Consider the following 22,661-nt stretch of genomic DNA (forward strand, 5'->3'; position numbering starts at 1 on the left):
GCACGCCGCGATGAGTACGGCAAGTTAGCTACGGTCCGGAGGCCGCACCCCCGGACCGAGTAGGGAGTGCAGTGGCCAAGGTCCGGGTATACGAACTCGCCAAGGAGTTCGGTGTAGAGAGCAAGGTCGTCATGGCCAAGCTCCAGGAGATGGGCGAGTTCGTACGGTCGGCGTCCTCCACGATCGAGGCGCCGGTCGTTCGCAGGCTAACCGAAGCCTTTTCCAGTTCTTCGTCCTCCAAGCAGGGGGACAAGCGTGTCGGGCCGAAGCGGCCCCAGGGGCCCCGCCCGTCCGGGCCGCGCCCCGGCCCGCCCGGAAGTTCCCCGGGCGGCGCATCCGGTGGCGCGTCCGACGGTCAGGGCGCCCGCCCGCAGGCCCCCCGGCCCGCGGCGCCGCGTCCGGCCGGGCCGCCCCGTCCGGGCCCCGGCGGCCCCGCGGGCGGTCCCGCGGGTCCGAAGCCGGGCCCCCGCCCGCCCGTCCCGCCGGCGCCGAGCACGCCGGTGAACGCGCCCGCGGCCCAGGCGCCGAGCGCGCCGAGTGCTCCGAGCACCCCGTCCGCTCCGCCCGCGTCCGGCCCCGCCGGGCCCGCCGGCGGCGGCCGCGGTCCTGGTGCCGGTCCCGGCGCCGGTCCGGGTGCCGGCCCCAAGCCGGGTCCCCGCGCGCCGAAGCCGGGCCCGCGTCCCGGCCCGCGCCAGAGTGGCGGCGGTGCCGGCGGCGGACGTCCGCGTCCGGGCAACAACCCGTTCAGCTCGACCAACACCGGCATGGGCCAGGCGCCCAAGCCCGGTCCCCGTCCCGGCCCGAGGCCCGGCGGCGACCGTCCCGAGCGCGATGACCGCCCGCGCGGCGGCGACCGTCCGGGCGGGCCGCGTCCCGCCGGCGGCGGCCGTCCCGGCGGCCCTCCCGGCGCCGGTGGTCCGCGTCCGAGCCCGGGCGGCATGCCGCCCCGGCCGGGCGGCCCGCGTCCGAGCCCGATGAACATGCCGTCCTCGCGGCCGCAGGGCGCCCCCGGGCGCAGCGGTCCCGGTGGGGGCGGTGGCGGCGGCCGAGGCCCGGGTGGCGGCGGTCGCGGTCCCGGTGGCGGCGGTCGCGGCCCAGGTGGCGGCGGTCGTCCCGGTGGCGGCGGCGGCTTCGGCGCGCCCCGCGCCGGTGGCGGCGGACGTCCCGGCGGCGGCGGCTTCGGTCCCCGTCCCGGTGGCGGCGGTCGCGGTCGCGGCGGCACGCAGGGCGCCTTCGGACGTCCCGGCGGGCGGCCCGCGCGCGGACGCAAGTCGAAGCGGGCGCGCCGTCAAGAGTTCGAGAACATGCAGGCACCCGCCGTCGGCGGTGTGCAGGCCCCGCGCGGCAACGGCAGGACCATCCGGTTGCCGCAGGGCGCCTCGCTGACCGACTTCGCCGAGAAGATCGGCGCCAACCCGGCGTCGCTCGTCGCGATCATGATGCACCTCGGCAAGATGGTCACCGCGACGCAGTCGGTCGACCCCGACGACCTCCAGGCCCTCGGGCTCGAGCTGGACTTCGACATCCAGGTCGTCAGCCCCGAGGACGAGGACCGCGAGCTGCTCGAGTCCTTCGACATCGAGTACGGCGAGGACGAGGGCGGCGAGGAGCACCTCCAGACCCGCCCGCCGGTGGTCACCGTCATGGGTCACGTCGACCACGGCAAGACCAAGCTGCTCGACGCGATCCGCAAGGCCAACGTGGTCGCGGGCGAGGCCGGCGGCATCACCCAGCACATCGGCGCCTACCAGGTCGAGACCGAGGTCGACGGCGAGGACCGCAAGATCACCTTCATCGACACCCCGGGTCACGAGGCGTTCAGCGCCATGCGTGCCCGCGGTGCCGACACCACCGACCTGGTGGTGCTGGTGGTCGCGGCCGACGACGGCGTGAAGCCGCAGACGACCGAGGCGATCGACCACGCCACCGCGGCGGGGGTCCCGATCGTGGTCGCGGTCAACAAGGTCGACCTCGAGGGCGCCGACCCGAACCGGGTGCGGGCGCAGCTCACCGAGTACGGCCTGGTCGCCGAGGAGTTCGGTGGCCAGACGCAGTTCGTCGACGTGTCGGCCCGCGAGGGCCTCAACATCGAGGGCCTGCTGGAGGCGATCGTGCTGACCGCCGACGCCGAGCTCGACCTGCGCGCCAACCCCGACATGCCCGCGCAGGGGTCGGCCATCGAGGCCAACCTCGACAAGGGCCGGGGCGCCGTGGCGACCGTGCTGGTGCAGCGCGGCACGCTGCGGGTCGGCGACTCGATCGTCTGCGGCGTGGCGCACGGCCGCGTCCGGGCGATGCTCGACGAGAACGGCAACAGCGTCGAGGAGGCGGGCCCGTCGCGTCCGGTGCTGGTGCTCGGCCTCGCGGCCGTGCCCGGCGCGGGCGACAACTTCCTGGTCGTCGACGACGACCGGGTCGCCCGGCAGATCGCCGACAAGCGGGTGGCGCGCAAGCGCAACGCCGAACTGCTCAAGAGCCGCAAGAGCAGCTCCCTGGAAGAGCTGTTCAAGGACCTGGAGCGCGGCGAGCGCGACGAGTTGCTGCTCATCCTCAAGGGCGACGTGTCCGGTTCGGTCGAGGCGCTGGAGGACTCGCTCCTCAAGATCGACGTGGGCGACGAGGTCAACCTGCGGATCATCCGCCGCGGCGTCGGCGCGATCACGCAGAACGACGTCAACCTCGCGATGGCCTCGGACGGCGCGGTGATCATCGGCTTCAACGTGCGGCCGGAGCGCAACGCGCAGGAGATCGCCGACCGCGAGGGCGTCGACATCCGCTACTACTCGATCATCTACCAGGCGATCGACGAGATCGAGGCGGCCCTCAAGGGCATGCTCAAGCCGGAGTTCGAGGAGGCCCAGCTGGGCACCGCCGAGGTCCGGGAGATCTTCAAGGTGCCGCGGATCGGCAACGTCGCCGGCTCGATGGTCACCTCGGGGATCATCCAGCGCAACGCCAAGGCCCGGCTCGTCCGCGACGGGGTCGTGGTGTCCGACAACCTCACGGTGTCGTCGCTGCGCCGCTTCAAGGACGACGCGACCGAGGTCCGCGAGGGCTTCGAGTGCGGTATCGGTGTCGGCTACAACGACATCAAGCTCGGCGACGTCGTCGAGTGCTACGAGATGCGGGAGAAGCCCCGCGACTGACGCGGCGGCTCGGCCCCGGCGCGTCCCGCCCCACGGGGCGGGACGCGCCGCCGGGCCCGCCCGGTGAGACAAATGATCGACTGATCGGTGACACGGCGCCAGGCGGATCTTCTAGCCTGGCGTCTGTCATGTCCCGGTTCGTCCGCGTGATGGCGGCTCGTCCCGGGAACACGGCGGTGTATCACCGTCGTTCCACCTATGCGATTCCGAGGTGATCGACCAGGTGTACGTGGGTGCTCTGACACTCGACCTGCTGCTCGGCGACGTCCGCTCGCTGAAGCAGAAGCGGTCCGTGCTGCGGCCGATCATCGCCGAGGTGCACAAGCACTTCCCGGCGGTGGCCGTCGCCGAGACCGGCGACAACGACCTGCACCGCAGGGCGGAGATAGGGGTGGCGGTGGTGTCGGCCACCGCGGCCAACTGCACCCAGGTACTCGACCAGTGCGAACGGCTGGTGGCGGGCCGGCCCGAGATCGAGCTGCTGTCGGCCAGGCAGCGGCTCTTCAACGACGACGACGGCTGACCGGCGCCGCCGGGGTCCCGGGCCGGCGCCGTCCCGGGAGCCGTCCCGGAACGGTGCACCGGCCGGAACCGCGGGTGCGCGGGGGACCGTCCCCGCGCACCGTGACCTTGAGTCCGCGACGCATCGTCGCGGGAACCGAGAAAGGGAGTGCGATCATGGTGGACGCAGCTCGCGCGCGCAAGCTCGCCGACCGCATCCAGCAGATCGTGGCGGAGATGCTGGAGCGCCGGATCAAGGATCCGCGGCTCGGGTTCGTCACCGTGACGGACACCCGCATCACCAACGACCTGCGCGACGCCACCGTCTACTACACGGTGTACGGGTCGGACGGCGAGCGCGCCGAGACGGCCGCCGCGCTGGAGAGCGCGAAGGGCGTGATCAGGACGGAGGTCGGACGCAAGACCGGGGTCCGGCACACGCCCAGCATCACCTTCGTCATGGACTCCCTGATGGAGAACGCCGCCCACATCGACGACCTGCTCGCCCAGGCCCGCGCCCGGGACGCCGAGGTCGCGCGGGCCGCGCAGGGCGCGTCCCACGCCGGCGACGCCAACCCCTACCGCGAGCCGGACGAGGACGCCGCCGAGGCCGAGGACGACGAGCCGGACACCGGCGGCACCGCCCGCTCGGACGGCCTCGGCGCGGCCGGGTCCCGGGGCGGCGGGGACGGACGAACCGGGCCCCCGTCATCGTGAGCGGCCCCGAGGGGCGCGCGGAGACGCCGGGCACGGGATGGACGCGGCGCTGCTCGCGGCGCGACGCGGGCGGGCGCGACGCGGGCGGACACTCCGCGGGCGGGCACGACATCGTCCCGCGCGCCCCCCGCGCCACCACGGCGCCGGCGGCGCCTTCCGCGCTGAACCCAGGCACCGCCGATCCCGCCGAGAACCCCGCCTCAACCGACTCGACCGCCACGAACCCGAACCCGGCGGCCATGCCGCCGCCCACCCCCGCGTCGCCGGGCCCCGAGCAGGGCACGGACCAGGGAATGGAGTGGGAGCGGGCGGTCGAGCTGATCCGCGCGGCCGACGAGGTGTGCCTGGCCTGCCATGTCGCGCCGGACGGCGACGCGCTCGGCTCGATGCTGGCGCTCGGGCAGGCGCTGCGCGCGCTCGGCAAGCGCTGCCTGGCCTCGTTCGGGGAGCCGTTCCGGGTCCCGGCGATCCTGCGGTTCCTGCCGGGCCAGGAGCTGCTGGTCGAGCCCGACCGGATGCCCGAGGAGCCCGCGCTGATGATCTCGCTGGACGCGGCGGGCCAGTCCCGGCTGGGCTCGCTCGCCGCCCGCGCCGGCCGGGCCGGCGCGCTGATCGTCGTCGACCACCACGCGTCCAACACCGGGTTCGGCGGGGTGCGGCTGGTCGATCCGGACGCCGCCGCCACCGCCGTTCTCGTGGAGGAGCTGATCCGGCGGCTCGGCGTCCCGCTCGACGGCGCCATCGCCGAGGGCCTGTACGCGGGGCTCGCCAGCGACACCGGCTCGTTCAAGTACCCCTGCACGACCCCCGAGGTGCACGACCTCGCGGGACGGCTGCTGACCGCCGGGGTCCGCCCCGAGGCGGTCAGCCGCGAGCTGTGGGACCGGGCGCCGTTCGGCTACCTCCAGGTGCTGGCGGGCGCGCTCGCGCGGGCCCGGCTGGAGCGGGACGCGGCGGGCGGCCGCGGCCTGGTCTGGACGACGATCGCGCGCGCCGACCGCGACTCCCGCGACGTCCCCTACGACCAGCTCGAAGGCGTCATCGACCAGCTCAGGCGCACCGACGAGGCCGAGGTCGCGGTCGTGCTGAAGGAGACCGACAAGGGCGAGTGGTACGTCTCCACCCGGGCCAAGGGCGCGGTGGACGTCGGGCGCGCCTGCGTCGAGCTCGGCGGCGGCGGGCACCGCACGGCCGCCGCGTTCACCATGGGCGGGGAGCCCGCCTGGATCATCGACCGGCTGCGCGCCGCGCTGCGCCTGCCGGGCGACGCCGACTGACCGACCGACTGCTGCGGAGCGTATGTGGAACCGGGTGAATCGGGGCTCGTCATCGTGGACAAGCCCCAGGGCTGGACGTCGCACGACGTCGTCGGCCGGATGCGGCGGATCGCCGGGACGCGGCGGGTCGGGCACGCCGGCACGCTGGACCCGATGGCGACGGGCGTCCTCGTGGTCGGCGTCGGCAAGGCCACCCGCCTGCTCGGCCACCTGGCGCTGACCGCCAAGGGCTACGACGCGACGATCCGGCTGGGCGAGTCGACGAACACCGACGACGCCGAGGGCGAGATCACCGCGTCCGCGTCGGCCGCGGCCGTGACCGACGAGGCGCTGCGCGCCGGGATCGCCGCGCTGACCGGCCCGATCGAGCAGGTCCCGCCGCAGGTGAGCGCGATCAAGGTGAACGGCGAGCGGGCCTACAAGATGGCCCGCAAGGGCGAGGAGGTCGCGCTCAAGGCCCGCCCGGTGACCGTGCACGACTTCGCGGTGACCGATGTCCGGCGGCACGGGGACGTGATCGACGTGGACGCCTCGATCGGCTGCTCGTCCGGCACCTACATCCGCGCGCTGGCCCGCGACCTCGGCGCGTCCCTCGGCTGCGGCGGGCACCTGACCGCGCTGCGCCGCACCCGCGTCGGGCCCTACGACCTCGGCATGGCGCGGACGCTGGAGCGGCTCGCCGAGACGCTGGAGATCCTGCCGATCGGCGACGCGGTCGCGTCCGCGTTCCCGCGCCGCGACGTCTCGGCCGAGGACGCCCGCTCGGTCGCGCACGGCGGGCGGCTGAAGGCGGCCGGGCTCGGGCCGGGCCCCGTCGGCGTGTTCGCGCCCGACGGGACCCTGCTGGCCCTGGTCGAGGAGAAGGACGGCCGGGCGAAGCCCCTCGCCGTCTTCGTTCCCTAAGCGACCTTCGTCCCCTAAGCGGCTTTCTCCTTGGAGAGAAGCGTCCTGAGGTCCTTGGCCATGTCGGCGCTGCCGAACTGGTAGGGGAACAGGAGCCGCCCGGACCCGTCCGGCCCGTAGGTCATGACGTTGCTGCCGTGCTGCACCTGGTAGTTCCCCTTGGGGTTCTTCGGCGCCGGGCTGACCGGGACCTTCGCGACCCCGGCCGCGCGCTCGATCGTCCTCCACGGGCCGGTGAGGCCGACGAACGAGGGGTCGAAGCGGCCGAGGAAGTCCTTGAGCGCCGCCGGGGAGTCGCGGGCCGGGTCGGCGGTGATGAACACGACCTTGATCCGGGCCCGCTCGGCGGGGCTGAGCAGGCGCAGGGCGCCCGCCGCGTCCGCCATCGTGGTCGGGCAGACGTCGGGGCAGTTGGCGAAGCCGAAGAACAGCAGGGTCACCTTGCCCCGCGTCCGCTTCGGCAGGTCGTAGGGGCGGCCGTCCACGTCCGTCATCGTGACGTCGGGCAGCGTGTACGAGGCGGGCAGCATCGTGGCCTTGTAGGGCGAGGACGGCGTGCTGTCGACGAAGGTGGCGGGGGCCGGGTCCCCGCCGCAGGCGGCGGCGCCCAGCAGGACGCCCGCCAGGCCGATACCGGCCAGGCCGGTGCCCAGCCCAGGGCGTGCGGAAACGCGCATGCGGAACTCTCCACGTGAGAAGGAATCCCGTCGCGTGAGCCGCGACGGGTGAAGGCCTGGGGAGTTCAGCGCGCGGGAGGGCCGCGGACGAGCACGCGGCGGAGCGGCGCGTCCGACGCCGGCCGTGCCGGGCGCCGCGTCCGGCACGGCGGCGGGGTCGGGAACCCGGCGGGGGAGACGGCGACGATCGGCCGCCACGGCCGTCCCGCCGCCGCGGAGACCCGCCGCGCCAGCGACCACATCGCGGCCTCGCCGCGCCGCAGCCACCAGGCGGTCGCCAGGGCCGCGCCGACGTGGGCGAGCGTCATCCCGCCTCCGCCCTGCGCCGCCGGAAGGGCGTGCGCGTCCCCGGCGGGATGCACGACGCCGGTGGACGCGCCCGCGAAGAGCGCGTGCAGGGCGAACTGGGCGCCCGCGAGGACGCCGCCGATCGTCCAGAACGATCGCTCGGCCCCGCACAGCAGCAGCGCCAACCCGGTCACCAGCGCGAACCCGGCGGCCACCGCGAAGGGCGGCGGCGCGCAGGCGCCCGCCGCGTACGCGTGGCCGGCGGTGGTCAGGGTCAGGCAGACCGTGGCGAAGACCACCGCGCGGGCAAGACGGAAACGGGGCTGGACGAGCATGAGTGGTCCCATGGTCCCATGGCGGTCTCCGTGGGGAGCATCACCCCCGGAACACCGTGCGCGTGATCCTACTGTCGCGTAACCTACGTGACCGTAGGTTCGTTGGCGACGTTCGTTGGCGAGGAGCGACCCCATGACCACCGGGACCGAGACCCCCTTCTCCGAGACCACCGGGTCCGAACGGCCCGAGGTGCCGTCCCCCACCCGGCCCCGGCTGCGCGGCTGGCTGCATCTCGGCGCGTTCCCGGCGGTGCTGGTCGCGGGGCTGGTGCTCGTCGCGCTCGGCCCCACCACGCAGGCGCGGCTCGCGTCCGCGCTGTACGTGGCGACCTCCGGGATGCTGTTCGGGATCTCGGGCACCTACCACCGGCAGCGCTCGCACCGGCTGGTCGAGGTGCTGCGCCGGTTCGACCACGCCAACATCTACCTGATCATCGCTGGGACCTACACGCCGTTCGCGGTGCTCGCGCTGGACGGCGCCGTCCGCGTCTGCGTCCTCGCCATCGTGTGGACGGGCGCGATCGCCGGTGTCGTCTTCCGGACGACCTGGATCGGCGCCCCGCGCGCGCTCTACGTCACCCTGTACATCGTCCTGGGGTGGGTCGCGGTGTTCTTCATGCCGCAGTTCCTGTCCGGCGCGGGGGTGGCCGCCTGCGTGGTGGTCGCGCTCGGAGGCGTCTGCTACAGCGTCGGCGGCGTCGTGTACGGGTTGCGCCGCCCCAACCCGTCGCCGAGCTGGTTCGGCTTCCACGAGGTCTTCCACGCGTGCACGCTCGCCGCGTACGTCCTGCAATACATCGCGGTCTCCCTGGTCGTCTACCAGTCGGCCTGACGCGGCGGCGCGGGGCCGACGCCCCGCCTGCGCGGGCGGGGGCACCCTGGGTGCGACTCCACCCGACCGCGCATGGCACCCTTAGACGGCAGGGGATAGACCGGGCACTCACGTCCTACGCAGGGAGAGCATGGTGCGGCGCTGGTATGGCCTCGACGAGGTTCCCGCCGACTGGGGCCGTTCGGTGGTCACCATCGGAGTGTTCGACGGAGTGCACCGCGGCCACCAGCGCATCGTGGGCGCCGCCGCCGAGGAGGCCCGCCGACGCGGGCTGCGGTCCGTGGTGATCACCTTCGACCCGCATCCGGACGAGGTCGTCCGCCCCGGCACGCACCCGCCGCTGCTGGCCTCCACCACGCGCCGGATCGAGCTGCTGGAGGGCCTCGGCACCGACGCGGTCGTCGTCGTGCCGTTCACGCTGGAGCTGTCCAAGGTGCCGCCGGACGAGTTCGTCCAGTCCGTGCTCGTCGACCGGCTGCACGCCGCGCACGTGATCGTCGGCGAGGACTTCCGGTTCGGGCACCGCGCCCGGGGCGACGTCGCGCTGCTGACCGAGCTGGGCGAGAAGTACGACTTCACCGCCGAGGGCATGCCGCTGGTGGCCAACGGCGACACGATCTCCTCGTCCTACATCCGCGACCGGCTGGACGCGGGCGACGTCGAGGCGGCGGCGCGGGCGCTCGGCCGCCCGCACCGCGTCGAGGGCGTCGTGGTGCGCGGCCACCAGCGCGGCCGGGCGCTCGGCTTCCCGACCGCGAACCTGGAGACGGTGCCGCACACCGCGATCCCGGCGGACGGCGTGTACGCGGGCTGGCTGGTCTGCGACTCCGAGCGCTACCCGGGCTTCCGCTGGCCCGCCGCGATCTCCATCGGCACCAACCCGACGTTCGACGGCGTGGAGCGGACCGTCGAGGCCTACGCGCTGGACCGCGACGACCTCGACCTGTACGGCGAGCACATGGCCGCCGACTTCACCGCCCGCATCCGCGACACGCTCAAGTTCGACTCGATCGAGGCGCTGATCGAGGAGATGCACCGCGACGTCGACCGCGCCCGCGAGATCACCGCCGCGCCGGACGCGTAACACGCCCGGTCATCACCCTCGATATGCAGGCGAAACGGGGCGCACCCTGCGTGATCATGCCGTTTCCGCATCGTGACGGGGTGGCTTTCAGGCGTGGTACGGTGAATAGTCGCCGGGAAGGGCCCCGGCGCGGTTGGCTGCACCCTCATGCGGCTCACCACTCTCTTAACACGCACCATGCGGACCCGAGCGCCCACCGGGCCCGGGATCTGCGGGTGACGACCTCACTGAAGGAGCCACGTGTCGCTCGACACCGCCACGAAGAAGCAGATCATCGCCGAGTACGCGACCACTGAGGGTGACACCGGTTCCCCGGAGGTCCAGGTCGCGCTGCTGACCCGGCGGATCAACGATCTCACCGAGCACCTCAAGGAGCACAAGCACGACCACCACAGCCGCCGTGGGCTGCTGCTGCTGGTCGGCCAGCGTCGCCGGCTCCTGAAGTACCTGAGCAACAAGGACATCAACCGCTACCGGAAGCTGATCGAGCGACTCGGTCTGCGCCGATAGCACACCGAGGGAGTGGCCGCGGCCACTCCCTCTCTTGTATTGGTCCGGACGGCCGCGCCGGCGCGAATCCGCGCAGGGCGTCCCCGTCCGGCCACGCCGGAGGCCCGGCCGTGCGGGCCGGCCCCCGGCGCACCGGCCACCCGGCCCCGATGGCGGGGTGGGCCGCCAACTGGAGACAAGCCTCGCGGACACCGCTGGTGCGGGCCGGTCCTCGGTAGTGGCTTCCGGATCCGTCCGCCGCGCCGGCGGGCATGCGATCCGGATGCTTCGATCGAAGACCGGCAGCGTGAAAGCCACGGGAGACGGCCGCGGGGACCGACGAAGGAACCTTGAGGAGGTTTCCCGTGACAGAAGCCGTGCGCATCGATGGCGCGCAGAGCACCGAGGCCGTGATCGACAACGGCACGTTCGGCACCCGGACCATCCGCTTCGAGACGGGCCGGCTGGCCCGCCAGGCGGCCGGCTCGGCCGTCGCCTACCTCGACGACGAGACGATGGTGCTGTCGGCGACCACCGCGTCCAAGAAGCCCAAGGACAACCTGGACTTCTTCCCGCTGACCGTGGACGTCGAGGAGCGGATGTACGCGGCCGGGCGCATCCCCGGCTCGTTCTTCCGCCGGGAGGGCCGCCCGTCCGAGGACGCGATCCTCACCTGCCGCCTGATCGACCGGCCGCTGCGCCCCTCGTTCACCAAGGGCCTGCGCAACGAGATCCAGGTCGTCGAGACGATCATGGCGCTGCACCCCGACCACCTGTACGACGTCGTGGCGATCAACGCCGCCTCGATGTCCACGCAGCTCGCCGGGCTGCCCTTCTCCGGCCCGATCGGCGGCGTCCGCGTCGCGCTGATCGACGGCCAGTGGGTCGGCTTCCCGACCCACCCCGAGCTGGAGCGCGCGACCTTCGACATGGTCGTGGCGGGCCGCACGCTGGAGGACGGCGACGTCGCGATCATGATGGTCGAGGCCGAGTCCACCCGCGACACGCTGAAGCTCGTCGGCGAGGGCGCGACCGCGCCGACCGAGGAGACCGTCGCGCAGGGCCTGGAAGCGGCCAAGCCGTTCATCAAGGTCCTGTGCAAGGCGCAGAGCGACCTCGCCGCCGTCGCCGCCAAGGAGACCGCCGAGTACCCGATCTTCCTGGACTACCAGGACGACGTGCTCGCCGCCGTCACCGCCGCCGTCAGCGACGACCTCGCGCAGGCGCTCACCATCGCGGCCAAGCAGGAGCGCGAGTCCCGGCTGGACGAGATCAAGGCCGGCGCCGCCGAGAAGCTCGGCGAGGACTTCGAGGGCCGCGAGAAGGAGATCTCCGCCGCCTTCCGCGCGGTGACCAAGAAGCTCGTCCGCGAGCGGGTCATCAGCGACGGGCTGCGCATCGACGGCCGCGGGCTGAAGGACATCCGCCAGCTCACCGCCGAGGCGCACGTGATCCCGCGGGTGCACGGGTCGGCGGTGTTCGAGCGCGGCGAGACGCAGATCCTGGGCGTCACCACGTTGAACATGCTCCGCATGGAGCAGATGATCGACACGCTGAACCCCGAGCGCACCAAGCGCTACATGCACAACTACAACTTCCCGCCCTACTCCACCGGTGAGACCGGCCGGGTGGGCTCGCCGAAGCGGCGCGAGATCGGGCACGGAGCGCTCGCCGAGCGCGCGCTGATCCCGGTGCTGCCGACCCGCGAGGAGTTCCCGTACGCGATCCGGCAGGTGTCGGAGGCGATCAGCTCCAACGGTTCCACGTCGATGGGCTCGGTCTGCGCGTCCACGATGTCGCTGCTGGACGCGGGCGTCCCGCTCAAGCAGATGGTCGCGGGCATCGCGATGGGCCTGATCCACGAGGGCGGCGAGTACGTCACGCTGACCGACATCCTCGGCGCCGAGGACGCGTTCGGCGACATGGACTTCAAGGTCGCCGGCACCCGTGACGTGATCACCGCGTTGCAGCTGGACACCAAGCTCGACGGCATCCCCGCCTCGGTGCTGGCCGCCGCGCTCAAGCAGGCCAAGGGCGCGCGGCTGGCGATCCTGGACGTCATGCAGGAGGCCATCGAGGCGCCCGCCGAGATGAGCCCGAACGCGCCGCGGATCATCACGATCAAGGTCCCGGTCGACAAGATCGGCGAGGTCATCGGCCCCAAGGGCAAGATGATCAACTCGATCCAGGACGACACCGGCGCCGACATCACGATCGAGGACGACGGCACGATCTACGTCGGCGCCACCGACGGGCCCTCCGCCGAGGCCGCGCGGCAGGCGATCAACGCGATCGCCAACCCGCACATGCCGGAGGTCGGCGAGCGGTTCCTCGGTACCGTCGTCAAGACCACGACGTTCGGCGCGTTCGTGTCGCTGCTGCCCGGCAAGGACGGCCTGCTGCACGTCTCGCAGATCCGCAAGCTGCACGGCGGCGCCCGGATCGAGAACGTCGAGGACGTCATCGGCGTCGGCGAGAAGATCCAGGTCGAGGTCACCGAGATCGACCAGCGCGGCAAGCTGTCGCTGGTGCCGGTCGAGGTCGTCGACCGCGAGTCCGCGGCCGCCGACGAGGCGGGCGAGGGCCCGGCGGACGCCGCCGCGGGCGACGCCGCCGGTGACGGCGAGGACGGCGACGAGCGCCGGGAGCGCCGCGAGGACGGCGAGCGCCGCGGGGCCCCGCGCCGCCGCCGCACCCGCCGCGGCGGTGACGACGCCGGCCAGCGCAACTCCTGACGGATACACCGATGACCGGCCGGCTCGCCCATCGAGGGCGGGCCGGTCGGCCGTTTCCCATCGACGGAATGTGAGCGACACGTGACGCTGCCGGCGAGGGCGCAGGAGCCCGGCACCACCACCACGATCCACACCGAGGGCGCCGGCGCGGTCCGCCGCACCGTCCTGCCCGGCGGGCTCCGCGTGATCACCGAGTCGATGCCGACCGTGCGGTCCGCCGCGTTCGGCATCTGGTCGGGCGTCGGGTCCCGCGACGAGGCGGTCGCGGACGCGGGCGCCAGCCACTACCTGGAGCACGTGCTGTTCAAGGGCACGCGCACCCGGTCTGCGCTGGAGATCTCCGCCGCGATCGACGCGGTCGGCGGCGACCTCAACGCGTTCACCGCCAAGGAGTACACCTGCTACTACGCGCGGGTGCTCGACTCCGACCTGCCGCTCGCCGTGGACGTCGTGTCCGACATGGTGGCGGCGTCGGTCAACCGTCCCGAGGACGTCGAGGCCGAGCGCGGGGTGATCCTCGAAGAGATCCACATGCGCGACGACGACCCCGGCGACCTCATCCACGACGAGTTCGCGACCGCGCTGTACGGGGACACGCCGCTCGGCCGCCCCATCCTCGGCACCGTCGACTCCATCAACGCGCTGTCGCGGGACCGGATCCACGACTACTACCGCGAGCACTACGTCCCGCCCAACCTGGTCGTGTCCGTGGCGGGCAACATCGACCACGACGAGGTCGTCGGGCTGGTCTCGCGCGCGTTCGCCGAGCACCTGACCGGCGACGCCGCGCCCGCCGCGCCCCGGCTGGACGGCGCGCGGGTGCCGGTCGCCCCGTCCACCCGAGTGATCGACAAGGACACCGAGCAGGCGCATATCGTGCTCGGCGGCGCGGGGGTCTCGCGCACCGATGACCGCCGGTTCGCGCTCGGCGTGCTGAACGCGGCGCTCGGCGGCGGCATGTCGTCGCGGCTGTTCCAGGAGGTGCGGGAGAAGCGCGGCCTCGCGTACTCGGTGTACAGCTACACCGCGCAGTACGCCGACTCGGGCGTCTTCGGCGTCTACGCGGGGTGCCAGCCCGGCAAGGTCGAAGAGGTGCTGTCGATCTGCCGGGACGAGGTCGCCAAGGTCGCCCTGGCGGGCGGGGCGGGCCTCACCGCCGAGGAGCTGGAGCGCGGGAAGGGCCAGCTGCGCGGCGCGATGGTGCTCGGCCTGGAGGACACCGGGTCCCGGATGAGCCGCATCGGCAAGAGCGAGCTGGTGTATGAGTCGCTGCTGCCGGTCGACGAGGTCCTCGCCCGGATCGAGGCCGTCACGCTCGACGACGTCCGCGCGGTCGCGCGCGAGGTGCTGGACGCCCCGCAGGCGCTCACGGTGATCGGCCCGGTCGGCGACCGCGACTTCGCCGCCTGAGCCTTTCCGCCCCCCAGGAGCCCTTACTTGAGCACCGGCTGGATCTGCCACGAGCGCTACTTCTGGTACGACACCGGGACGGGGCCGCTCGGCGTGCCCGGCGGCGGTTTCCTGGAGCCGCTGCGGCATCCCGACACCCCGGAGGCGAAGCGCCGGTTCCGCAACCTGGTCGAGGTGAGCGGGCTGCTGGACCGGCTGGTGCGGGTGGCGCCGCGTCCGGCCACCGAGGCCGAGCTGCTGCGCGTCCACACCGAGGCGCACGTGACGCGGATGCGGAAGCTGTCGGAGTCGGGCGGCGGGGACGCGGGCGACGGCGAGTCGGCGTTCGGGCCCGGCTCCTACGAGATCGCCCGCCTCGCCGCCGGCGGCGTGATCGCGGCGGTCGACGCCGTCCTGGACGGGACGGTCGCCAACGCCTACGCGCTCGTCCGGCCGCCGGGCCACCACGCCGTGCCGGACCAGGGCATCGGGTTCTGCATGTTCGGCAACATCGCGGTCGCCGCCGAGCACGCCAGGGCGCGGGGGCTGCGCCGGATCGCGGTCGTCGACTGGGACGTCCACCACGGCAACGGCACCCAGACGATCTTCGAGTCGGATCCCGGGGTGCTGGCGGTCTCGCTGCACCAAGACGGGCTCTTCCCGGCCGACTCCGGCAAGGTCACCGACCGCGGGACTGGGGCGGGAGAGGGGTTCACGGTCAACGTCCCGCTGCCCGCCGGGTCGGGCGCGGGCGCCTACGAGGAGGCGTTCGAGCGGGTGGTGGGGCCCGCCGTCCGCGCGTTCGAGCCCGAGCTCGTGTTCGTGGCCTCGGGGTTCGACGCGGGCGCCTACGACCCGCTCGCCCGGATGTGCCTGCACTCGGACGCGTACCGGCGCCTGACCTCGCACGTGCTGTCCTACGGCGCGCCGGTCGTCGTCGCCCACGAGGGCGGCTATTCACCCGAGTACGTCCCGTTCTGCGGCCTCGCCGTCGTGGAGACCCTCGCCGGTGTGCGCACCCCCGTCACCGACCCCTTCCTGGACGGCCTGCTCGGTATCCCCGGCCAGGAACTCGCCCCCCACCAGCGGGAGGCCGTGGAGCGTGCGGCGGCGGCGCTCGATCTGGAGGCCGTTAGACCCCGTCCCTGATCGGGTATCGCCCCGGCGTGAAGATCCTTATCAGGCTCGTGATCTCGGCCGTCGCGCTGTGGGTGGCGCAGGCGCTGCTGGACGGCATCGAGTTGACCGCGGGCAGCGGGACCCGGCGGGCGCTCACGCTGCTGGCGGTCGCGGCCATCTTCGGCGTCGTCAACGCGGTCCTCAAACCGGTCATCAAGGTTCTCGGGTGCGCGTTCTACATCCTCACGCTCGGACTGTTCGCGCTGGTGGTGAACGCCGCGCTGCTCATGCTGACGAGCTGGATCGCCGGGAAGCTGGACCTGCCCTTCCACGTGGACTGGTTCTGGCCCGCGTTCTGGGGCGCGATCATCATCGGCGTCGTGAGCTGGGTGCTCAACGTGTTCGTCGCCGACGACGTCTTCGACCGCGACGAGGACCGGCGCGACGACCGGTACTAGGTCCGCCGCCCGGCGGCACCGGGCGGCGGCGCCGGGCGCGGTGCCCGGCGGTAGGCTCGGGCGGACGCCGAGACGGGGAGGAACACGTGATCAAGGTCGGGGTGCTGGGCGCGCGGGGCCGGATGGGCGCCGAGGTGTGCCGGGCCGTGGAGGGCGCGGACGGCATGGAGCTCGCCGCCGCCGTCGACCAGGGCGACGAGCTGGACGCGCTGACCGCCGCCGAGGTCGTTGTCGACTTCACCCACCCCGGGGTCGTCATGGACAACCTCCAGTGGTGCGTCAAGCACGGCATCCACGCCGTCGTCGGCACCACCGGGTTCGACGCGGCGCGGCTCGACACCGTCCGCTCCTGGCTGGAGGACGGGACGGGCAACGTCCTCATCGCGCCGAACTTCGGCATCGGCGCGGTGCTGATGATGCAGTTCGCGCGCAAGGCCGCGCCGTTCTTCGAGTCGGTCGAGGTCGTCGAGACCCACCACCCGAACAAGGCGGACGCCCCGTCCGGCACCGCCCGCCGCACCGCCGAGCTGATCGCCGCCGCCCGCGCGGACGCCGGTGCCGCGCCCTTCCCCGACGCCACGTCCACGGCGCTGGACGGCGCGCGCGGCGCGGACGTCGACGGGGTGCGCGTCCACGCCGTGCGGATGTCGGGCGCGGTCGCCCACCAGGAAGTGATCCTCGGCGGGCACGGCGAGCTGTTCACGCTCCGGCACGACTCGATGAACCGCGAGTCGTTCATGCCGGGCGTGGTGCTGGCCGTCCGCGAGGTCGCCGGGCTGCCCGACCGCCTCACGATCGGCATCGAGTCGCTGCTCGGCCTGTGATGGACTTCGACGCCGAGCCGTGGGAGTACCTCGGCGCGTCGGAGGCGATCGACATCGAGCACCCGCTCGTCCAGACGATCGCCGCGCGGCTGCGCACCGGCGACGACCTCGCCTACGCCCGCGCGGCGTTCGACCACGTCCGCGACGAGATCACCCACTCGCTGGAGGCGACCGCCTGGCGCGCCTCCGACGCGCTCGACCGGCGGACCGGGCTCTGCTTCGCCAAGGCGCACGCCTATGTCGCGCTCCTGCGCGCGGGCGGCGTCCAGGCGGGGCTGTGCTACCAGCGGCTGGACGGCGTCCTGCACGGCCTCACCGCCGCGCTGGTCGACGACCGCTGGGTCCACCTCGACCCGCGCGGCACCGACCTGGAGTTCTCCGCGTCCGACGACCGCCTGGCCTACCCGGACGCGCCCGTCCTCCCGACCGTGCACGCCGCGCCGCCGCGCGCCGTCCTGGACGCGTTGAAGTCCGCGACGCTGCCCACCGATCTCGGCTGATCAGCGGGTGCGCAGCGCCGACGGATGCTGCTTGTAGGAGATGTCGAGCTCCCTTCGGCGGCGCGCGATCTCGGGCTCGAACAGGCCGGTCAGCGACGCGACCCGGGCCGCGTCGCCGCGGCTGACGCGCTTCTGCTTCGGCCCCCGCTCCAGCGCGTAGGCGAACTCGGTGGAGGCGCAGGCGAAGACGTCCCGGCTGCCGGTGAGGCAGAGCGTCCGCGCATGCGTGACGGGCCGGAGCCAGTCGCGGAAGCCCTGCCGCTCGACCCGCCCCTCCCAAGCCGCCGCGTCCCGCACGGCGCGCTCCAGATCCGGCCGCACCGACATGGGCGTCCCGCCCGCGAGCCTCCGCCGGACGCCGGGCCAGCGAGACGCGGGGAACCCCAGCGAATGGTGCGCCAGCAGCAGGTCGACGCGGCCGCCGCACGACTCCAGGAAGCATTCGTCCCCGTCGATCGGCGCCCCGTCCCGCAGCGGCACGTGGACGAGCGTGTGCCGCGAGTACGCCGCGAACGCGAACAGCCCGGCCAGCCGCGCCAGCCCCTCACGGTCGCCGACGAGCCATCCGTACCCCTCCGGGTCGGACAGGGCGGTGTGCCGCAGCGGCCGCCACGGCTGGACGACCCGGTACCCCGCCGCCTGGAACAGGCGCAGCCTCACACGCAACGATTCCTCCCTCCCACCTGAGACGCGGCGCCCCTCCCGGGGGTTCGCGCGTCAGCCGTGAGTCGGGAGGTCGAGGTCGGCGAGCCGCTCGGGGTCGGCGAGGATGTCGATCGCGACGATCCGCCCGTCCGCGACCGTGAAGGCGAGCAACGAGGCGGGCCGACCGCGCAGCACGCCGACGATCGCGGCCGTGCCGTTGACCAGCGCGGGCACCACCTCGTACGGCTCGTGCGGGAACGTGAGCGCCTGCTTCGCCACGTTCCGCGCGCCGCGCACCTCCCGCCAGCCGCCCCCGGCCACCGCGCCCTGGTCGGACCGCAGCACCACGTCCGGGTCGAGGACGGCGACGAGCGCCTCGAAGTCCCCGCCTGCCGCCGCCGCCCGGAACGCCGCCACGACCTCGCGCTGCCGCGCCAGGTCCCGCTCGGGCACGGGCACCTCCCCGCGCACCCGCCGCCGCGCCCTGCTGGCCAGCTGCCGGGACGCGGCGGGCGAGCGCCCCACGATCGGCGCGATCTCCTCGAACGGCACCGCGAACAGGTCGTGCAGGACGAACGCCAGCCGCTCCGCCGGCGTGAGCGACTGGAGCACGACCAGCAACGCCAGCCCGACCGAGTCGGCCAGCACCGCCCGCTGCTCCGGATCGACCCCGTCGACCGGGCTGACCACCGGGTCCGGCAGCCGCTCGTCCAGCGGCGTCTCCCGCCGGGACGTCCGGGACCGCAGCATGTCCATGCACACCCGCCCGACCACGGTCGTGAGCCACCCGCCGAGGTTCTGCACGGCGGCGGCGTCGGTCCGGCTGAGCCGCAGCCACGCCTCCTGCACGGCGTCGTCGGCCTCGGCGAGCGACCCGAGCATCCGGTAGGCGACGGCCTTCAGATGCCCCCGATGGTCCTCGAACCGCTCCGCCAGGAACTCCCGCTCGTCCATGCTCCCCATCCTCCGATCGGCCACGTCACACCAATGACGCGTCCGACCCCGAGAATGTGACGAGGCCCGACTAGATCCAGGGCTCCCACTCGTCGGTGGAAATCTCCAGCCCGAACGGCTCAGGCAGCCTGACGACCTCCCCGAACGCCCAGCTCAAGGATTCGCGGTACTCACCGGCGGCACGGTCCGGCCCGGAGAACAGGGTCGTCCGCGCCACGCCGGGGTCTCGATCGACCAGCAGGTAATGGGGGATGCCGACGCGCGCGTATCCGTTCCATTTGGTCGCGTCGGCATCTGGGGGGCTCGGAATCCGGTCCTGGTCGGCGTTCTCGGGCGAGGTGACCTCCAGGACGAGCTCGACATGGTGCGGGGACAGGTGTTTGAGCTGCGCCTTCCTGGCCTTGAGGCCATTCTCCGGGTTCAGGAGGCAGAGGTCCGGGGTGTAGCCGTCCTGGATCACATCGAGATCGAGGTCCTGGCCCCTGACCGACTGCCAGGCGCCGGACGGGTCCTTCATGCCGTCGACCGTGAACGCGTCGGCGACGTCGCTGACGATGAGGCCGTGTGCCAGGTCCATCCACGGCGGGACGATGATTCGGCCGCCGATGATCTCGGCTCTGGTTCCCTGCCGGCCAAGGCGCACGAGGTCCGCGAGCTCGCGGCGCTTCCAGAGGTTGTAGGGCGTGTCGGGGAGTTCGTGGTGCCAGTGGATTCGCACGGGGATGGTCACGTTGCGTCATCTTATGGGTGAGGATCGTGACAGGCCTTGGAAAACGAAGCGATTGGTTGTGCGGGCGATGGTGGGGGCTTAGCTTCGGCGGTGTGGGAGGGAGCGCTTGTGGACGATTCGGTCGCGCGGCGGATGTGGACCGTTCTGGAGCCGCTGCACGTGGTGACGTACTTCTCGCCGGAGAGCATCGGGGCCTTCGAGGAGGTCGGGCTCCGGGGCTTCTGGATGGGGTATTTCGGCGGACGGGCCGCGCCGCTCGGCGCGGTGGCGGCGGGGGTGGTCGAGGCGACGTTCTTCGGGTTCCCTCCGGCGCGGGTGCGGCGGGCCGTTCCGGACGCGTGGGCGTTCGCGGCGCCGGAGGCCATCCTGCGGGCGCGGAGCGAGGCGGCGGCGGCGAACCTGCGGCGGGTGGCGCCGGGGATCGCGGACGCGGCGCCCGAGGTCGTGCCGGGGCTCGCGAAGGTCGTCGAAGCGGCGGACGGGGCCGGGCGGCCGTTGTTCGCCGCCAACCGCGATCTGGACCTGCCGGACGATCCCGTGGAGGCGCTGTGGCAGCTCGCCACGTCGCTGCGGGAGCACCGGGGCGACGGGCATGTGGCGGCGCTGACCGCCGGGGGGCTCGGCGGGCTGGAGGCGAACGTGCTGGCCAGCGGGCTCGGAGCCGTCCCGAAGGAGATGGTCTCCGACAAGCGCGGCTGGTCGGAGGACGACTGGCGGGAGGCGTCCGACGCCCTCGCCGCGCGGGGGCTCCTGGAGGACGGCACGGCGACCGAGGCGGGCCGGGCCCTCAAGGCGGAGGTCGAGCGGCGTACCGACGCGCTCGCGGCGGTGCCCTTCCGGGTGCTGGACGACCCGGAAGGGCTTTACCGCGCGCTCGTGCCGTTCGCGCGGGCCGTGGCGGACGCGGGGGAGGTCCCCTACCCCAATCCGACCGGCGTGCCCCGCGCCGACTGACCCCGGCTAGCGCCGCTGCGTCGGGGACGGGAACTTCGTGGTCTCCACCGGGACGACGACGCGCTCGATCCCCGCCGCCGCGTAGGCGGCCTCCTCGTCCAGCGTCTCGTGTTCGAGGAGGACGCGGGCGAGGGAGTCCAGCTTGTCGCGGTTCGCGCGGAGGGTCTCCAGGGCCTCGGCGTAGCACTCGTCCACGATGCGGCGGGCCTCCAGGTCGACCGCGTCGAGCGTGCCCTGGGCGGCGTACTGGCCCATCGGGTCCATGCCGTCGGCGGGCAGGATCGACAGCGGGCCGACCTTCGGGGACATGCCCCAGCGGCCGACCATGCCGCGAGCGATCTTGGTGACCTGCTCCAGGTCGCTCTCCGAGCCGGTGGTGATCACGCCGAACACCAGCTCCTCGGCGGCCATCCCGCCGAGCGCGCCGATGATGCGGCCGCGCAGGTAGCGCTCGTCGTAGGCGTACCGGTCGCTCTCGGGCGTCGAGACGGTGACGCCGAGCGCGCGGCCGTGCGGCACGATCGTGATCTTGCGGACCGGGTCGGCGCCCGGCTGGAGCATGCCGAGCAGGCCGTGCCCGGACTCGTGGTAGGACGTGCGGCGCCGCTCCTCGAACGGCATGACCAGCGAGCGGCGGGTGCCGAGCTGCACCTTCTCCAGCGCGGACTGGAAGTCGGCCATGTCGACCGCGCCCTTCGCGCGCTTGACGGCGAGCAGCGCGGCCTCGTTGACGAGGTTGGCGAGCTCGGCGCCCGTCATGCCCGGCGTCATCTTGGCGACCGAGGTGATGTCGGCGTCCCCGGCGAGCGGCACCTCGCGGGTGTGGACGCGCAGGATCGCGACGCGTCCGTCCAGGTCGGGCGGGGCGACGGCGACTTGGCGGTCGAACCGGCCGGGGCGCATCAGCGCCGGGTCCAGGATGTCGGGACGGTTGGTCGCGGCGATCACGACGACGCCCTCGGAGCCGGAGAACCCGTCCATCTCCGTGAGGATCTGGTTGAGGGTCTGCTCGCGCTCGTCGTGGCCGCCCATGCTGGCGCCGCTGCCCCGGGCCCGTCCGATCGTGTCGATCTCGTCGATGAAGATGATGGACGGGGCGGTCTTGCGCGCCTCGGTGAACAGCTCGCGGACGCGGGCCGCGCCGACGCCGACGACCATTTCGATGAACTCCGACGCGGCGGCGGAGTAGAACGGCACGTCGGCCTCGCCCGCGACGGCGCGGGCCAGGAGGGTCTTGCCGGTGCCGGGCGAGCCGGTGAGCAGCACGCCGCGCGGGACGCGGGCGCCCATCTTCCGGTACTTGCCGGGGTCCTTGAGGAAGTCGACGATCTCGCTCAGCTCCGCCTCGACCTCGTCGATCCCGGCGACGTCGGCGAACGTGGCGCGCTTCTCGTCCGGCTGGACGGGCTTGGGGGAGCGGCCGAAGCCGCCCATGATCCCGCCACCGCCGCCGCCGGACATCCGGCGCTGGAGCCAGACCATCACGCCGATCCACAGCCCGACGAACAGCAGCGTCGGCAGCAGCGACAGCAGGAGGTTGGCGAGCAGTCCCCGGTCCTCGTTGACGGGCTTGGCCTCGACCTGGACGCCCTTCTGCACCATCTCCGTGTAGATCTTGTCGTCGGCGAACGCGGGGCGCAGCGTCTCGAACGAGGTGTAGGTCTTCTTCGTGCTGGCCTGGCCGGGGACCTGCTGGGCGTTCTTCAGCTTGCCCTGGATCTGGTAGCCCTTGGTGTAGACGTCCTTGACGTTGCCCGCCGACACCTGCTGCGTGAACGCGGTGTAGGGGACCGACACCCGCTCCTGCTTGCCGGTGATGTGCATCGAGGCGTAGCTCAGCCCGAACACGACCGCCAGGAGCAGCCAGAACAGGTAGGTGTTGCGGCCGGGTTTCCAGCCGCCGCCGCCGAGGCCGCGCACGCGCTTTCCGGACCGCCGCTCCGGGACCCCTTCGGCCCGCCAGGGCTGCTCGGGGTCGTTGCGGGGCGGGACCGACTGGCGCCTGTCGGGTTCGCCGGGGCCTCCTCGGCGCGCCGCCTCGCTCGGCTGCGGCGCGGGTCGCTTGGACGGCACGACTGACCTTCCCCCCGTACACGTCACCAGG

General features: G+C 73.2%; 21 protein-coding genes. 15 read left to right on the forward strand and 6 right to left on the reverse strand.

The window, feature by feature from the left end; translation table 11 throughout:
* The first annotated feature begins 71 nt into the window (after nt 1-71).
* The 5 genes from infB to truB all read left to right on the forward strand — a co-directional run bounded on the left by infB (nt 72) and on the right by truB (nt 6,544).
* Nucleotides 72-3,146 carry a translation initiation factor IF-2 gene (gene infB / locus K2F47_RS05165; protein ID WP_242901567.1) on the forward strand — a complete coding sequence of 1,025 codons (3,075 nt, stop codon included), beginning with the start codon at nt 72-74 and terminating at the stop codon, nt 3,144-3,146.
* A gap of 211 nt (nt 3,147-3,357) precedes the next feature.
* Nucleotides 3,358-3,669, forward strand: coding sequence for a DUF503 domain-containing protein (locus K2F47_RS05170; RefSeq protein ID WP_242901568.1), 312 nt, complete (start codon nt 3,358-3,360; stop codon nt 3,667-3,669).
* Between the two features lie 155 nt (nt 3,670-3,824).
* Nucleotides 3,825-4,364, forward strand: a complete 540-nt coding sequence (gene rbfA, locus K2F47_RS05175) for a 30S ribosome-binding factor RbfA (protein ID WP_242901569.1) — start codon at nt 3,825-3,827, stop codon at nt 4,362-4,364.
* Nucleotides 4,361-5,641, forward strand: coding sequence for a DHH family phosphoesterase (locus K2F47_RS05180; protein WP_308198368.1), 1,281 nt, complete (start codon nt 4,361-4,363; stop codon nt 5,639-5,641). Before rbfA ends, K2F47_RS05180 begins: the two co-directional genes overlap by 4 nt.
* 24 nt (nt 5,642-5,665) lie before the next feature.
* Entirely contained in the window at nt 5,666-6,544 is an 879-nt protein-coding gene (gene truB / locus K2F47_RS05185; protein WP_242901570.1) for a tRNA pseudouridine(55) synthase TruB, read from the forward strand.
* Nucleotides 6,545-6,558: 14 nt separating this feature from the next.
* On the opposite strand, the gene K2F47_RS05190 is transcribed toward truB, so the two are convergent.
* Both K2F47_RS05190 and K2F47_RS05195 read right to left on the reverse strand, forming a co-directional pair.
* Nucleotides 6,559-7,221, reverse strand: a complete 663-nt coding sequence (locus tag K2F47_RS05190; RefSeq protein ID WP_242901571.1) for an SCO family protein — start codon at nt 7,219-7,221, stop codon at nt 6,559-6,561.
* A 65-nt stretch (nt 7,222-7,286) separates the two neighbouring features.
* Nucleotides 7,287-7,856, reverse strand: coding sequence for an MFS transporter (locus K2F47_RS05195; protein ID WP_242901572.1), 570 nt, complete (start codon nt 7,854-7,856; stop codon nt 7,287-7,289).
* 121 nt (nt 7,857-7,977) lie between these two features.
* Between K2F47_RS05195 and trhA the strand changes: the two genes are divergently transcribed.
* The 9 genes from trhA to K2F47_RS05240 all read left to right on the forward strand — a co-directional run bounded on the left by trhA (nt 7,978) and on the right by K2F47_RS05240 (nt 17,274).
* The gene (gene trhA, locus K2F47_RS05200) at nt 7,978-8,676 is read left to right on the forward strand and encodes a PAQR family membrane homeostasis protein TrhA (protein ID WP_242901573.1); all 699 of its coding nucleotides are present in this window, start codon (nt 7,978-7,980) and stop codon (nt 8,674-8,676) included.
* Between the two features lie 133 nt (nt 8,677-8,809).
* Nucleotides 8,810-9,760, forward strand: a complete 951-nt coding sequence (locus tag K2F47_RS05205; protein ID WP_242902576.1) for a bifunctional riboflavin kinase/FAD synthetase — start codon at nt 8,810-8,812, stop codon at nt 9,758-9,760.
* A 240-nt stretch (nt 9,761-10,000) separates the two neighbouring features.
* Nucleotides 10,001-10,270 (forward strand): 30S ribosomal protein S15, encoded by a 270-nt coding sequence (rpsO, locus tag K2F47_RS05210; protein WP_067461705.1) that lies wholly within the window; start codon nt 10,001-10,003, stop codon nt 10,268-10,270.
* A gap of 362 nt (nt 10,271-10,632) precedes the next feature.
* The gene (locus tag K2F47_RS05215; protein ID WP_242902577.1) at nt 10,633-12,984 is read left to right on the forward strand and encodes a polyribonucleotide nucleotidyltransferase; all 2,352 of its coding nucleotides are present in this window, start codon (nt 10,633-10,635) and stop codon (nt 12,982-12,984) included.
* 81 nt (nt 12,985-13,065) lie between these two features.
* Nucleotides 13,066-14,394, forward strand: coding sequence for a M16 family metallopeptidase (locus K2F47_RS05220; RefSeq protein WP_242901574.1), 1,329 nt, complete (start codon nt 13,066-13,068; stop codon nt 14,392-14,394).
* A 27-nt stretch (nt 14,395-14,421) separates the two neighbouring features.
* Nucleotides 14,422-15,522, forward strand: a complete 1,101-nt coding sequence (locus K2F47_RS05225; RefSeq protein ID WP_242901575.1) for a histone deacetylase-like amidohydrolase — start codon at nt 14,422-14,424, stop codon at nt 15,520-15,522.
* 17 nt (nt 15,523-15,539) lie between these two features.
* Nucleotides 15,540-15,950, forward strand: a complete 411-nt coding sequence (locus K2F47_RS05230) for a phage holin family protein (RefSeq protein WP_242901576.1) — start codon at nt 15,540-15,542, stop codon at nt 15,948-15,950.
* Nucleotides 15,951-16,036: 86 nt separating this feature from the next.
* A complete protein-coding gene (dapB, locus tag K2F47_RS05235; RefSeq protein WP_242901577.1) occupies nt 16,037-16,774 on the forward strand; it encodes a 4-hydroxy-tetrahydrodipicolinate reductase in 738 nt (245 codons plus the stop codon).
* A complete protein-coding gene (locus tag K2F47_RS05240; protein ID WP_242902578.1) occupies nt 16,774-17,274 on the forward strand; it encodes a transglutaminase-like domain-containing protein in 501 nt (166 codons plus the stop codon). The genes dapB and K2F47_RS05240 overlap by 1 nt, the downstream gene beginning before the upstream one ends.
* Here the strand turns inward: K2F47_RS05240 and K2F47_RS05245 are convergent, their stop codons facing one another.
* The 3 genes from K2F47_RS05245 to K2F47_RS05255 form a co-directional block, all read right to left on the reverse strand.
* Nucleotides 17,275-17,934, reverse strand: coding sequence for a hypothetical protein (locus tag K2F47_RS05245; RefSeq protein ID WP_242901578.1), 660 nt, complete (start codon nt 17,932-17,934; stop codon nt 17,275-17,277). It abuts the gene before it with no gap.
* 57 nt (nt 17,935-17,991) lie between these two features.
* Nucleotides 17,992-18,873, reverse strand: a complete 882-nt coding sequence (gene sigJ / locus K2F47_RS05250; RefSeq protein ID WP_242901579.1) for an RNA polymerase sigma factor SigJ — start codon at nt 18,871-18,873, stop codon at nt 17,992-17,994.
* A gap of 70 nt (nt 18,874-18,943) precedes the next feature.
* Complete coding sequence (locus K2F47_RS05255; RefSeq protein ID WP_242901580.1) at nt 18,944-19,603, reverse strand: Uma2 family endonuclease; 660 nt, start codon at nt 19,601-19,603, stop codon at nt 18,944-18,946.
* A gap of 108 nt (nt 19,604-19,711) precedes the next feature.
* Between K2F47_RS05255 and K2F47_RS05260 the strand changes: the two genes are divergently transcribed.
* Entirely contained in the window at nt 19,712-20,557 is an 846-nt protein-coding gene (locus K2F47_RS05260) for an SCO6745 family protein (RefSeq protein ID WP_242901581.1), read from the forward strand.
* A 6-nt stretch (nt 20,558-20,563) separates the two neighbouring features.
* Here K2F47_RS05260 and ftsH read toward each other — a convergent pair whose 3' ends face one another.
* Nucleotides 20,564-22,630, reverse strand: a complete 2,067-nt coding sequence (ftsH, locus tag K2F47_RS05265; RefSeq protein ID WP_242901582.1) for an ATP-dependent zinc metalloprotease FtsH — start codon at nt 22,628-22,630, stop codon at nt 20,564-20,566.
* Nucleotides 22,631-22,661 lie beyond the last annotated feature (31 nt).

The sequence above is a fragment of the Actinomadura terrae genome (assembly GCF_022751215.1).
GTDB lineage: Bacteria > Actinomycetota > Actinomycetes > Streptosporangiales > Streptosporangiaceae > Spirillospora > Spirillospora terrae.

Coding starts and splice junctions, on each gene's coding strand:
- K2F47_RS05195 (WP_242901572.1), bottom strand. CDS start 7,856: ATGGGACCACTCATGCTCGTCCAGCCCCGTTTCCGTCTTGCCCGCGCG.
- K2F47_RS05190 (WP_242901571.1), bottom strand. CDS start 7,221: ATGCGCGTTTCCGCACGCCCTGGGCTGGGCACCGGCCTGGCCGGTATC.
- sigJ (WP_242901579.1), bottom strand. CDS start 18,873: ATGGACGAGCGGGAGTTCCTGGCGGAGCGGTTCGAGGACCATCGGGGG.
- rbfA (WP_242901569.1), top strand. CDS start 3,825: ATGGTGGACGCAGCTCGCGCGCGCAAGCTCGCCGACCGCATCCAGCAG.
- K2F47_RS05240 (WP_242902578.1), top strand. CDS start 16,774: ATGGACTTCGACGCCGAGCCGTGGGAGTACCTCGGCGCGTCGGAGGCG.
- trhA (WP_242901573.1), top strand. CDS start 7,978: ATGACCACCGGGACCGAGACCCCCTTCTCCGAGACCACCGGGTCCGAA.